Annotated in this window: 10 protein-coding genes; 2 read left to right on the top strand and 8 right to left on the bottom strand. The window is 41.1% G+C overall.

All coding sequences use genetic code 11. From position 1 onward, the window contains the following. Positions 1-16 precede the first annotated feature (16 nt). The gene (locus M2132_RS02265; protein ID WP_280670836.1) at positions 17-2359 is read right to left on the bottom strand and encodes a polysaccharide biosynthesis tyrosine autokinase; all 2343 of its coding nucleotides are present in this window, start codon (positions 2357-2359) and stop codon (positions 17-19) included. 16 nt (positions 2360-2375) lie between these two features. Further along, entirely contained in the window at positions 2376-3206 is an 831-nt protein-coding gene (locus M2132_RS02270; RefSeq protein WP_280670834.1) for a polysaccharide biosynthesis/export family protein, read from the bottom strand. 210 nt (positions 3207-3416) lie between these two features. Here M2132_RS02270 and M2132_RS02275 point away from each other — a divergent pair, with 210 nt between their 5' ends. Further along, positions 3417-4436, top strand: a complete 1020-nt coding sequence (locus tag M2132_RS02275) for a hypothetical protein (RefSeq protein ID WP_280670832.1) — start codon at positions 3417-3419, stop codon at positions 4434-4436. A gap of 52 nt (positions 4437-4488) precedes the next feature. Continuing rightward, positions 4489-5790 (top strand): MATE family efflux transporter, encoded by a 1302-nt coding sequence (locus M2132_RS02280; protein ID WP_280670830.1) that lies wholly within the window; start codon positions 4489-4491, stop codon positions 5788-5790. A gap of 65 nt (positions 5791-5855) precedes the next feature. Here M2132_RS02280 and M2132_RS02285 read toward each other — a convergent pair whose 3' ends face one another. The 6 genes from M2132_RS02285 to bamA all read right to left on the bottom strand — a co-directional run bounded on the left by M2132_RS02285 (position 5856) and on the right by bamA (position 13048). Next, a complete protein-coding gene (locus M2132_RS02285; protein ID WP_280670828.1) occupies positions 5856-7037 on the bottom strand; it encodes an ABC transporter permease in 1182 nt (393 codons plus the stop codon). Further along, complete coding sequence (locus tag M2132_RS02290; protein ID WP_280670826.1) at positions 7034-7675, bottom strand: ATP-binding cassette domain-containing protein; 642 nt, start codon at positions 7673-7675, stop codon at positions 7034-7036. Before M2132_RS02290 ends, M2132_RS02285 begins: the two co-directional genes overlap by 4 nt. Next, complete coding sequence (locus tag M2132_RS02295; RefSeq protein WP_280670824.1) at positions 7675-9129, bottom strand: DUF4836 family protein; 1455 nt, start codon at positions 9127-9129, stop codon at positions 7675-7677. Before M2132_RS02295 ends, M2132_RS02290 begins: the two co-directional genes overlap by 1 nt. Positions 9130-9225: 96 nt before the next feature. Further along, positions 9226-9723 (bottom strand): OmpH family outer membrane protein, encoded by a 498-nt coding sequence (locus M2132_RS02300; protein WP_280670822.1) that lies wholly within the window; start codon positions 9721-9723, stop codon positions 9226-9228. A gap of 59 nt (positions 9724-9782) precedes the next feature. Continuing rightward, positions 9783-10298 (bottom strand): OmpH family outer membrane protein, encoded by a 516-nt coding sequence (locus tag M2132_RS02305; protein WP_280670819.1) that lies wholly within the window; start codon positions 10296-10298, stop codon positions 9783-9785. A gap of 98 nt (positions 10299-10396) precedes the next feature. Next, positions 10397-13048, bottom strand: coding sequence for an outer membrane protein assembly factor BamA (bamA, locus tag M2132_RS02310; RefSeq protein ID WP_280670817.1), 2652 nt, complete (start codon positions 13046-13048; stop codon positions 10397-10399). Between the last annotated feature and the right edge of the window lie 36 nt (positions 13049-13084).

Genomic DNA, 13084 nt, shown 5'->3' on the forward strand with positions numbered 1-13084 from the left:
GGATTCTTTTTATTCCTTATTTATTACCCTTCGTATTTTTGTTTCCGTATCCGTAACCATATGCACTTTTTGTGCTGGTTCCGTTCATAACGAGGAACATTTTCTTCAATTTTTCGTCACGAACCACTGCTTCGGCAAGTTTCAGGTTCGATTTGTTTGTATAATTTGCCCTATACAGATACAAGGTCATATCCGATATGCGATCTAAGGCAAAGGTATCGGAAACCATTCCAACAGGAGCCGAATCTACAAATACGTAGTCATAGTTTTCTCTCAGATATTCAAAGAATTCGTCGAGGCGTTCTCTCAACAACAACTCGGCAGGATTAGGTGGTATAGGACCAGCCGGTACAAAATACAGGTTTGGATGTATGTCCGACAGTGGCTCTATTATTTCCTCCGGCTTCATATCTTCGGATGCCAGATAGGTTGTCATACCAATTTTCGATTTAGCACCAATATACTGGGTAAGAAGCGGATTACGAATATCCAGCCCCACTATCACAATCTTTTTCTTACTTATAAGAGCAAACGAAAGAGCTAAGTTGAGCGAAAAGAAAGATTTTCCTTCGCCCGAAATACTGGAGGTGATAAGTATAACTTTTTCCGGTTTTTTCAGAACGAACTGTATGTTTGAACGCAGCAAGCGGAACAATTCGGCCGTTGAGTTGGTTGTTCCTTCCTGCACAACAGCTTTTTCGCCCGATTTATCCAGACATATCTCGCCCAATACCGGCAAGTGGGTTGTTTCTTCCAATTCCTCTTTGCTGGCCAATTTAAAGCGGAACAATTTATACAGGTATATGCCACCAACAGGTATAAGCAATCCCAAAACTAAAGCGATACTGAATACATTACGTCCTTTGGGGGCAACAGGCTTAAAGATATTGAAAGCCATGTCTATGATTTTTGCCTTAGGAGTATTGGAAGCCAATGTTAGCTTTGCTTCTTCATATTTTTTCAAGAGGAATACATAAAGCTCCGACTTTATCAATTGTTGGCGTTGAATATCCACATATTCTCTTTCTTGGGTAGGCATTTTTTGGAGGCGCGATTTCATTTGGCTTTCCCTTTTCATGAAATCCGACTTGCTTGAGCGTATTTCGTTTCTGATTTGGTGAATACTTGACAAAACGTTATTACGCAACAGTTCGAGCTGCTGATTGTAGGTTATGACAGTAGGGTTGGTTTCGCTTGAGTTCTGCAACAAGCGTTGACGTGCAAAAACGGCCGAGTTATATTCGGTAATAGCTTCGATTGCTGCCTCGGGAAGCCCCAAACTGGAAGGCATTGCCGCATATTTATTTTCGGGTTTCTGGAGATGTTTTTCAAGCATCTCAACCAGATTGAGCTGTATCTCCTGCCTTAAGCTGTTTTCCTCTGTTTTGCTTAAACTTTCCACAAAAATAGGAATCTCTGCGGTAAGGTCGGTAAGGTTGTTATCTATTTTATATCTTTCCATTCTTGTTTCGATAGAGTTCAGGTCTATCGAGATGGAGTCGATTCTTTCCTTTATAAATTTAGCCGAGTTGAAGGCTGTTTTATTCTTGTCGTCTAAGGCATCTATATTGTACAGTTCTATAAGCTTGTCCAATATATCTCGTCCCCTTTGTTTATCGGTATCGTCTATCCCCAGATTTATAATATTCGACTTTTTGCTTGATGTGGATATACCTATTTTTTTTCTGTAATCTTCGGCTGCCAAATCCAATCCGGTTATAGCTATATACAATGTAAAGTCTTTGTCTTTAACATCTGTTTGAGGGCTTTTTTCGAACGTAAAATCTCCACAGGCAGTCTTTATGGTTGTGGGGAATTTGTCGAAAGTGTAAGTCCCTAATTCTTCTTTATTATACTTTATCTCTACCGTATTTTTATTTTCCGGATCAACCTCCAACTCCATTTTCAAGACACCGTTCAGAGTATCGTTTATGCTTTTTTCGTATTGCACAATAACGGGCGAAGAGTTGTACAGCGACTTATTGAAAGGAAACTTCTTTAACCTGTATGTTGCGTTCAACTTCAGCTCGTTAATCATATTACGAACCATTGTTTGCGAACCAATAAGGCTCACTTCGTCTTCTGTATTGGCAGAACTGGCAAGCCCGTCTATCCCTGTGGCTTTCATGAGCGAAGCTTCCATCATTTGTTTAGCCCCCCCCGACGATTCGGTCTTTATCATTATACTGGCAGCCATGTAATAGACCTTATTGGCTGTTTTGTAATAAATTGCAGCTATGCAAAAACAAACTATAACGGAAATGAGAAACCATTTCCAATATTTGGTATAGCCTAAAATAATATCTTTAAGACTAACAAAATCGGATGTTTTCTTTTGTGAATTGTCTTGTTTTGACATGGAAAGAAAGGGATTTTTATTTAACTATAATAGCAAGTATTGTTAACAAACTGCTGATAGCAGAGGTTATGATTGTCAGGTTATATTGTTTTTGGATACCCACATCGGCATCTTTTTGTTTTTGGTCGGTAGGTTCAATATACAGCACGTCGTTTTGCTGTAAAAAGTAGTCTTGCGATGTCAACAAATCACTTTTTGTGAGGTTAATTCGCTTATATTCTTTTTTTCCGTTCTTTTCCCTGATTAAGAGTATATTTTCTCTTTTCCCGTATATGGTAAGGTCTTTTGCGGCGGCCAGTGCATCAAGCACAGACACCCTTTGTCCGGAAAAATAGTAAGAACCCGGCTGAAAAACTTCGCCCAACACAGACACCTTAAAGTTTAGTATCTGAACGCTCACAATGGGATCTTTAATATATTCTTTCAATCGGTTTTGCAGATATCCGGTAGCTTCGTCGGTAGTCATTCCACCTAATTTTATTCGGCCCAAAGTGGGGAAGTTAATTTCTCCCGCCTGATTCACAAGATAGCTATACGCTTTTGTGGCCTCAGATGCCGGAGCGGTCAACGACTCTATCATCAAAGTACCTGTTTGTTTGCTCTTAGACTTGTCTACCACCGTTGGAGCGGTTAAATTAAACGATGCCGCCACCGAAGGATCTACCGCCGAAACAATGATGCTCAGTTCATCGTCGGGCGATATTACGGTTTTGTACGAAACAGGATTTGCGTTCAGTTGCTCCTGGGTTAAAGAATCTATATTATTGAAATACGCTATTTTACTTTTCGATTTACATGAAGAGAGTATGATAACTCCTAAAAAGAGGATGAAGAATATTTTTTTCATATTTATATATTAAAGACTATGGTTATGGTACATTTTACACCTACTTAGTAACGGATTTAAACTAAGTATATTGTACGTAACATATTATTTTCCTCGCATTTTTTAAAAGACACAAAGATATTCAGAATTTTAGTTATTAACAATGTATTGTTGATAATTTTTATCGGCATACAGGCACTGCGCTAAAGGCAAATCCATTATATTTGCATCATGAAAAGACTGATATCGCATATAAGTTCTTTGGTATTAAAACATAACTGTGTCATTGTTCCCGAATTCGGCGGATTCATACTCAACTACAATAATGCCAAAATTGACAATACCGGTCTTATTCTATCTCCCAAATTCACCTATGCTTTCAACCAAAACCTAAAATATAACGACGGTCTGCTGGCCGAAGCTTATATGAACGAAGAGAACCTTTCGTACGAGGCGGCTTGCAAAGAAATTGCAGAAGATGTGAAAAATCTGAACGTCTTTTTAGCATCGGAAGGCACACTGCAAATAGAAAACATAGGGGGCTTGAAGATTCAGGAAGGTGGATTGCTTGTATTTGAACCGATAGAAGTTTTTTTCCACCCCTCAACGTTTGGCTGTTCAGACTTATCTATCCGCCCTTTAGACCAGATAATGGAAGTAAAGAGCATGGTAGAAACCAAGCGCAAACATTTCGATATGAAGCGGGTGGTAAGTGGCGCGGCAGCCGTTGCGGCAGCCATTGCGGTTTTCTTTATCGCCTCCACGCCTATTAACGAAAACAACGACCCTTACATACATAAATCGGGCTTCTTAACTACTGTTATTCATCCTAATAGCAATCTGAATATTGCTACACCCTCTGCAAATACAGGGGAAAAACCAACCGTTTTGGATGAGCCTGCACTTATATCCGAAGTTGAAACAAAACAACCATCAAAAGAAGCCGATAAAATCCCCGCCACACCAATCAACACCGCAAAAAAAGAGGTAAAAGTTGAAGTTTCGGACCAAGCGGCAAACCTCAGATATTACCTTATTGTAGGTGGTGAAACAGACAGCCACTTAGCGGAAAGACGGTTGAACCAATTTAAAAATCAAGGCTTTGCTAATGCACACCTTCTGAAATCGCCCGACAGAATCCGTATATATGTTGCCGCATTCAACAATAAAGATTCTGCCGATTCTTATTTGGTTCAGTTCAAAAAAAATCATCCTAAATATAGCGATGCGTGGATTTTAACTAAAAAGTAAAAACCCTAAAAACACCACACGGATAACCCTATCTGTTTTGTACCTTTGCAGGATGGATAAACAGATACTCAGGTTAGCATTACCCAATATAATATCCAATATCACCGTTCCGCTTTTGGGCTTGGTCGATATATTTATTGTGGGGCATCTCGACTCCGAACTATACATCGGAGCCATAGCCATTGCTGCCATGATATTCAATCTGATTTACTGGAATTTTTCGTTCCTGCGGATGGGCACGAGTGGTTTTACGGCACAGGCTTACGGGGCAAACAATAAACAAGCGGTAGCCAATACGCTTGTCCGTTCGTTGAGTGTGGCTTTCTTTTCGTCGGTGGTTATAGTTCTTTTGCAGTATTTCATTCTGTGGTTAGGTTTTCATATTATAGGTGTCAACAAAGAACTGCAAGCTTATGTAGAAGAATATTTTTACATCTACATATGGGCTGCCCCGGCCATTCTGGGGATGTATGCTTTTTCGGGCTGGTTTGTAGGGCTGCAGGATTCCAAAACACCGATGTTTATTGCCATTACCGTCAATCTGGTTAATATCTGCTTGAGCCTGCTGTTTGTTTTCGTTTGCGGAATGCAGATTAAAGGCGTGGCTCTGGGTGCGGTTATTGCCCAGTTTTCGGGTTTAGTGCTTGCCATTGTTATAGCTTTGAAGAAACACAGGTTTGTAAGCCAACATTTCAGCCTCAAAGTATTGAACAACAGACAGGCATACGTTCCTTTCTTTAAAGTGAACGGCGATATATTTTTGCGTACGCTTTGTATTATTGCCGTAACAACTTTTTTCACAGCGCAGTCCGAAAGTATGGGTAACACCCTTCTTGCCGTAAACACACTACTCTTGCAACTGTTCGTGCTGTTCTCTTATATGATGGATGGGCTTGCTTATGCTGCCGAAGCCCTTACCGGAAAGTTTATCGGTGCCGGAAGCATGGACAGGCTCAAAGCTCTCGTAAAGCGTCTGTTTTTGTGGGGAACAGCTTTCGCATTGCTGTTCACGCTGGTTTACGTCCTGTTTATCGACCAGATTTTCCATTTGCTGACCGACAAAGAAAATATCATAGAGGCAAGTAAGCAATACCGCTGGTGGGCGCTGCTTATACCCATAGCCGGATTTTCGGCCTTCTTGTGGGACGGCATCTTTGTGGGGGCTACCGCTTCTAAATATATGCGCAATTCTATGTTTGTGGCTGCAGGATGTTTCTTCGCCGTTTTTTACGCCCTGTTTCCTGTTTGGGGGAACGATGCCTTATGGCTGGCATTCGTCACATATCTGTTTATGAGAGGCGTAATGCAAACCTTTTTATTTAAGAAAGTAAAACAGGAAATAAGAATGATGTGAACACAAAAGAGCAGATTGTATTTTCTTGCTTGATACTGCAATCTGCCCTTTCGGTGTAATAATATCTATTTTATTTTTTTGCGGATGATAAAAGCGTTTACAGAACCTAACACAACAAACAGGATCAAGCCTATAAGCACCATATTCAGATATCCCGCAGATTCGTATTGCGGAAAAATCCGGCTTACAACCTCGCTATATTGTTTCTGAGCCACTACAACCACAATGAACGACAGAAGCAAAGTTGCTCCGTTTATGGCCAAAGCCAGATAGATGTAAGGCTTGGTCAGGGTTTTACGGGCATAGCCAATCAAGCGTAAATTGATAAGTTTCTGCATATTCTTTTCCAACAGCAGGTAAATGCTCAAAATAAGAATCACCAAGGCCAGCACACATATTATCAACCCGATAGCCGCCACGATGGTTACTATAATCTTCAGAAACATAGACAGTTTGCTGGCTGCCGTATTTCCTTGATTCACTTCATAGCCTTTATTCTTAAAATAGGATGCGATTTGAGGATGCGTAACGTCTTTGATTTCAACAATCAAGCGGACGGGCTTAGCATCAGTATTTTCGCCGAAGCGGGTGTTTGCCCAAGTCATAAAATCTTCGGGAACGAGTATCGTGTTCAGGCGGTCGGAAAATCCCACCACATTGCCCTTGAATTGCTGCATCTGTCCGTTACCACGGATTGTTATATCAAAATTTATCATCTTCACCAAGTCCTGCGAAAGCTTAGGCATGGAGCGCGACTCGGCAAACCCGAAGTTGTACAAATCCAGATAGTTGCGAGGCAATATAATGGGGATAACGTTACGCCCTTCCGAGAATTTCCAATCGCGGGTATTGACATCTATAAATTGCACAGGAACCGACTCGAAAAACATATCCGTATTGAACCCGATGCCCATGCTCCGGGAAGAGATTCCTGCCCTCACACCGAATTGTCCGGGAGTGAATACCCCAACGTCTTTTATAAAGTCTTTGGTTTTCAGTTCGCCGATTTCGTCCGGATGAAATCCCGAACCTGCGGATGCCAACGAACTGAGCAGACCCAGTTTCTTGGTCAGCACAAAATAATCCTTCTTAAAGAGAGTTTCTTTTTGCGAAAACAAAGGATTTATATCGAAGTAAAACTGAAGAGACAACAGCAAGATGGACATCCCTATCAGGTTGGCAAAAAAGAACCCGATGAGTTGGGGTTTGCTGATGTTTTCGCGCAATAATTTCCAAACCAGCTTCATAAGGCAAATTTTTGATGGTAGTCTATGGGCAAGTGTTTGCCGATGGAGGTCACTATTATGGCCGCACCTTGCGTTTGTGCTTCGGCAGTCACCATTTGGGCTATCAACAGGGAGTTATCATCGTCCAAGTGACTGATAGGCTCGTCCAAGACCAGAAAACGGAACGGTTGGCACAGTGAACGCACAACAGCCACGCGCTGCTGCTGCCCCCACGACATTTTTCCTATTTTTTCGTTTATTTTCTCGTCGATGTTCAGTTCTTCGAGCAGCGATTTTATTTGTGCCGGAGTTTTATAACCTGTCAGGTTATTTTTTATCTGGATATTTTCGAGAACGGTCAGTTCAGGAAACAAACGCAGTTCCTGAAACAGCAGGCTGAGTTGCGTGCGCCTGACGTCGTCCCATTGTTTGGGAGGTAAGGTTTTTATATTGTGTCCGTTAAGGCTTATCGTGCCCGAATAGTCGTGCCGATAGCCATACATAAAACTGCACAAAGAACTTTTCCCTTTGCCCGAAGCCGATTCGATAAGATACCGCTCACCTGCTTCGAACTGTATGGTGTGCTGCCAGACTTCGGATTCGATAACCTCGCCCCGAAACACATCGGGCAACACATCATATAGCTTTATCTGATTCATTATTTTCTGATTTGCTCGAAGATAACCGCCAAACTGTTTTTGTTGGCATCGGCCATCCTTAGCTTCATTTCAGTTGATTTATAATCCGTTACCGAAATCGAAAAATCTTTAGTCATTGCTCCGAAGCCACCTAAAGCATACGTGCTACCAAATATGGAAGCCGTATTCACATAAAAGTAAAACACCCCGTCATTTATACCGGGCAGATCCGATTTTTTAAAGCCGGATTTATAATCGCTGTTCAGAACTTCTTTTTGGGTTGTCAAGTAAAACAGCTTATCTTTTGTTCCCAAATAAATATTCTTAGCGCCGGTAAATATGTAGTAATTGTTATCATCCACTTTCTGTACAGGCAGCATAAATTGTGTAGCCATTTCTTTGATGGCGGTTTGCATAACTGCCGGATCTTTAATGTCAGCAAACAGGTTTATTTCGAAATCGCCCCCTCCTATATTGTTTAAGGTACATGTAAGGTCGCCGTCGATGTTACCAAGCAGGCTGGCAATGTCAAATAAAGACTCTTTGCCAAGTTCTTTCATTATACCCTGTTGTTCCAGCATTTTCACAAGCCCTTCGCCCTTAAGGTTTGCCGAGATAAACATTGCTGGGTTTTCGTTCAAGTATTTGAAATGATTGTCGGAACCTTTTCCCGTCAAAGATTCCATCAGTTCTTTCTGATGGTTTTCGGCTTCCTTGTTCAAGAAACTCATCGCTGATTTTGCAACAATTTCTCCTTTGTTGAAATCAATATACATGCTATTGCGGGCATCGGCAACCATGTTTACAATCGGCATATTCATTGCCACGCCGGCTATATCGGCCAAATCTTTAAAATCGTTCATCGCATCGGGCGACACGAATATGGATAAATCCGATTTTTTATCAAGAAATGCTTTGAACAGTTCATCGCCTGCCAAGCTGGCTTTTTCGTCTTGTTTCAACAAGGCCTTAGCGGCATCGCCGGGAGCGATATCGCTGCCAGAGGAACTTGCATTATAGATGAGAAGGCGGCTGTTGTCCCACACCAAGGCTACGTTGCTGTTTTCGGAGGCAACATAAACGCCATTCGATTTTGTTATTTTATCTTTCTCTTCGGGAAACATCGTCTTTATTGTTTCATGCAATTTATCGGCATCGCTAACAGCCATCAAAAGAGCCTGAAAATTCTTGTTGCCAAAAACGAACGAGTTTTCCTCAAAATCCAAACCGCACGACGAAGGGTCGCCTGCTATTTTGGCAAAAGCGGCGCTCTGCTCGTTATTATCACCTATTTCTTTCAACAATTTATCGGTTTCCTCTTTGTTCAACCCTGCTTTTTCGGCAAGGCTTGCACAATTAAACCGCACAACAAAAGACGCATCGGCCGGAATAGTGTTCAGTAATTCTTTGTTTTCTTTACTACACGACGTAAAAATAAGAACGAGTAGCGAAACGATTGAAATGATTTTTCTCATAGTTATCAGTATTTTATATTTGAAAAGCCAAAACTAACAAAAAAAAGGATAAGTCACCTTATCCTTTTTTACAAAACAGTTATTAAACAACCGTTTTTATTTTATTCCTAATTTTGCTTTTACAAGTTTTCCCGCGTCTACGGCACTGGTACTTACATAAGGCACAGTTCCTTTTTCGATGATGTATGTATATCCTTGTTCCAGACCTACTTCTTGGATAGCTTTTCTTAATTTATCCAATAGCGGAGCTTGCAAGGTTTGATATAGTTCTTGCAACTCTTTTTGGCTGCTTTGGCTATAAGTTTGATATCGCTCTTCAATTTGTTCCAATTGTTTTTGGCGATCGGCAATAATGCTTGGGGTCAGGGTAGTTGTGTCATTACGGAATTCAGTTTGTTTTTTCTGGAATTCGGCATCTATTCCGCCAATGATTTTCTTTATTTCTTCTTGTTTGGCATTGATTTTAGTTTCAACGTCTTTCAGTTCGGGCATAGCCATAAACACCTCCTCAGTACTGATATAGGCAAGTTTTTCTTGTGCATATACGCCAAAAGGCATTGCAATCAGAAGGCAAATAATAAGTTTTTTCAACATAATGAATGTAGTTTATTTATCTATTAGTTTAATTTTTTTTGCGCACAAATGTAGCGTATTTACTTCGAATAACCTAATCTGGAAAGTACTTCGTTGCTTATGTCTATTTTGGGCGAAGCAAATATCACGCTGGTTGCCGAAGCCCGGTCTACCACCATTTGATATCCTTTGGCGTTGGAGATCTCCTTCACCGCATTGTATATTTCGTCTTGGATAGGCTTAATCAGGGCTTCACGTTTTTTGAACAATTCGCCTTCCGGACCAAAATATTTACGGTTAAGTTCCTGCAAAGCTTTTTCTTTCTCTACTATTTGCCCTTCACGTTTTTTCTTCTGGTCGGCCGACAGATATACCGATTCCGACTGATAGTTTTTATACATATTCTGTATTTCCTGTCTCGATTTGTCGAGCTCGGCCTGCCATTTTTTAGACATAGCGTCCAATTGTTCGTTCGCGGTTTCGTAGCTACTTATATTTTTAAGAATATACTCCATGTCGATAAGCGCAAATTTCTGAGCATACGTACCGGCCGAAAAGGCAAGCATTAAACCGAAAAATAGAATAATCTTTTTCATATAGTTAATTTGTTTGGTTTATACTCTGTATTAGATGCTAAAACTAAGCAATTTGTTTAATAATAACGGGTTAAATAATGTAAATATTCGTTACTACATCAGAATTCGCGTCCCATAATAAAGTGAAGCTGGCTTCCGCTATTGCTACGGCTACCATTAATGGGGTCGAACCCATATGCCCAGTCTATACCCATCAGCCCAATCATCGGCAACATAATTCTTGCTCCAAATCCTGCCGAACGTTTCAGTTCGAATGGGTTGATGTCTTTTATATCGTCCCATGCGTTACCACCTTCCACAAATCCAACTAAATAGATTGTTGATGATGGCTCAAGTATAAGCGGATAGCGAAGTTCCAAGCCCAACCTCGAATAAGCGCTGGCTTGCGAACCCAAAGCCCCGTTTTCGTACCCACGCAAAGCTATCGTTTCTATCGCATAGTTAGAATAAGACCCCGACATACCATCGCCTCCTACATAGAATGTTTCGAACAGCGATTTTTTATGCTTATTGAAATATCCCACCAATCCGAATTCGGTACGGGTCATCAACACCGGCGTTTTAGGATTGCTTGGCAAAAGCGGAATATAGGTTTTGGATTTAAATTTCCATTTATGGTATTCTATCCATTTAAATTTGGCTCCCGGTTCGTATCCTTCTTCGTCGCGCTGCATGTTCTTATAGTCTTTTCCGTCGAAAGCAGAAAAGGGAGGTGTTATTTGCAAGCTCAGAGAGTACTCCGTTCCACGGCGTGTGTACAGCGGATTGTCTAATGTATTACGCATAATAGAGAAGTTCAGGCTCAAGTTATTACATACCCCGTTTTTAACAAGGAAGTAATACGTCCAGTCTTTCATCTGATATCTTTGGTACGACAACTCTACCTGAGCATAGAAATAGTTATCGGGCCAGCTCAGACGTTTTCCGTAAGCAATGCTTGCCCCAAGGGTCTTCATCGATTTATCGGGGTCGAGCGAGTTTTGATAAGAATAGTCGTTATAGTTATCGTTATAATAATTACCGTATGTACTACTATTGTAGTAGTTGCTGTTAACCCCCGACTGCACGGAGTAGTAAGCCCCTACCGACAAAGAGTTGGGACGTTTACCTCCAAACCAAGGGTCGGTAAACGAAATAGAGTACGATTGATAATAGCTGGCATTGGTCTGGGCACTAAGCGTCAAGGTTTGCCCTTCACCTTGGGGAAGGATACCCTTGTAAGAACCTTTGTTGAACAAGTTTTTCAAAGAGAAGTTCGTAAATTTAAGACTCAAACGGCCTATGATACCCGTTTGTCCCCATCCTGCCGAGAATTCCACTTGGTCATTTGCTTTCGATGCCAAATTCCAGTCGATATCCACTACACCATCTTCGGGCGAAGGATTCACTTCGGGGTTAAGCCTTTCAGGGTCGAAGTGCCCGGTTTGAGCAATTTCGCGATAAGTCTGCAAAAGGTCTTCACGGCTGAACAAAGCACCGGGTTTGGTACGTAGTTCGCGACGCACAACGTCTTCATACAAACGGTCGTTGCCAGATATGCCGACACGCCTTATTGTAGCCTGTTCGCCTTCTCTGATGCGTATTTCGAGGTCGATAGAGTCTTTTTCTATATTTACCTCAACGGGGTCTACATCATAAAACATATAACCCTTATTGTAGTAAAAAGAATTACCCAGCGATTCTTCTCCCTCTCTCAGGTTTTGAAACAACTTTTTCTGGTTGTAAACATCCCCGCTTTTCATATTGAGGTATCTTTGCAACATTTCTGAAGGATAAACCGTATTACCTATCCAATCTATATTGCGGATGTGGTATTTTTGCCCCTCGTCAATCTTGAGGTGTATGTCTACCTTATCTTCCTTATAGCGGGTTACGGTATCGGATACAATCCTTGCATCACGATATCCAAGTTCATTGTATTTTGCAATCAGATTTTCTTTGTCAGCCTCGTAGCTTTCGGGTACGTATTTGGTTGAACGCAAGAAATTTCTAAACCAAGCCTTTAATGTTGATTTATGGCGGGTCTTTTTCATCGACTTTTCCAGAGCTGAAGTAGAAACTTCTTTATTGCCTTCAATGGTAAGGGTGTGTACCTTTATTTTATTTTTCTTGTTAATGTCGATATCAAGAAAAACCTGATTCTTTTGCGCAGGGTCTTCTTTTTGAGAAACATTTATTACAGCGTTTGTAAAACCTTTGTCGTCCAGATATCTTTTAATTACTTTTTTAGTCGCATCTATATCGTTCGGGGTAATCTGGTTGCCTTTCACTACACCCAATCGTTCTTGCAGATCTTTTTTCTCACCACCTTTCAGTCCATAAAATCTGATATCCGAAACACGAGGCCTGTTTTTCAGCCGTATTTCGAGCCATATTTTATTACCTTCTATTTTTGTGGCGAGTATCTTTACTTCCGAGAAGAAGCCGTTGCGCCAATAACGCCTCACGGCATTCGTTATCTCTGTTCCGGGAATTTCTATCTTATCTCCGACGTTTAACCCCGAAATTCCAATCAAAATAAATTCTTCGGACGCCGGGTTGTCAACACCACTCACCTGTATGCCGGCAATCTCGTATCTCATCGGATTCAGAGAATATGAAATAACGGGTACATTGTTTTCGGCTGCTTTAACATCGGCAGATATCGCGTTGTTGATAGATTGTACTGAAACAGAATCTGTGTTTTGTGCAAAAACATTAATGCCGAAAGCACAGATTGCGGAGAGAAGAAGTAAACCTTTTTTGAACATATTATGTTTTGTTATATCTGGCTGATTTCTTGAGTT

This window comes from Dysgonomonas sp. PH5-45 (genome assembly GCF_029893235.1).
Lineage (GTDB): Bacteria > Bacteroidota > Bacteroidia > Bacteroidales > Dysgonomonadaceae > UBA1309.

Bases quoted from the DNA above. Each gene is read 5' to 3' on its own strand.
- M2132_RS02265 (WP_280670836.1), bottom strand. From the start codon at position 2,359: ATGTCAAAACAAGACAATTCACAAAAGAAAACATCCGATTTTGTTAGT.
- M2132_RS02270 (WP_280670834.1), bottom strand. From the start codon at position 3,206: ATGAAAAAAATATTCTTCATCCTCTTTTTAGGAGTTATCATACTCTCT.
- M2132_RS02275 (WP_280670832.1), top strand. From the start codon at position 3,417: ATGAAAAGACTGATATCGCATATAAGTTCTTTGGTATTAAAACATAAC.
- M2132_RS02280 (WP_280670830.1), top strand. From the start codon at position 4,489: ATGGATAAACAGATACTCAGGTTAGCATTACCCAATATAATATCCAAT.
- M2132_RS02285 (WP_280670828.1), bottom strand. From the start codon at position 7,037: ATGAAGCTGGTTTGGAAATTATTGCGCGAAAACATCAGCAAACCCCAA.
- M2132_RS02290 (WP_280670826.1), bottom strand. From the start codon at position 7,675: ATGAATCAGATAAAGCTATATGATGTGTTGCCCGATGTGTTTCGGGGC.
- M2132_RS02295 (WP_280670824.1), bottom strand. From the start codon at position 9,129: ATGAGAAAAATCATTTCAATCGTTTCGCTACTCGTTCTTATTTTTACG.
- M2132_RS02300 (WP_280670822.1), bottom strand. From the start codon at position 9,723: ATGTTGAAAAAACTTATTATTTGCCTTCTGATTGCAATGCCTTTTGGC.
- M2132_RS02305 (WP_280670819.1), bottom strand. From the start codon at position 10,298: ATGAAAAAGATTATTCTATTTTTCGGTTTAATGCTTGCCTTTTCGGCC.
- bamA (WP_280670817.1), bottom strand. From the start codon at position 13,048: ATGTTCAAAAAAGGTTTACTTCTTCTCTCCGCAATCTGTGCTTTCGGC.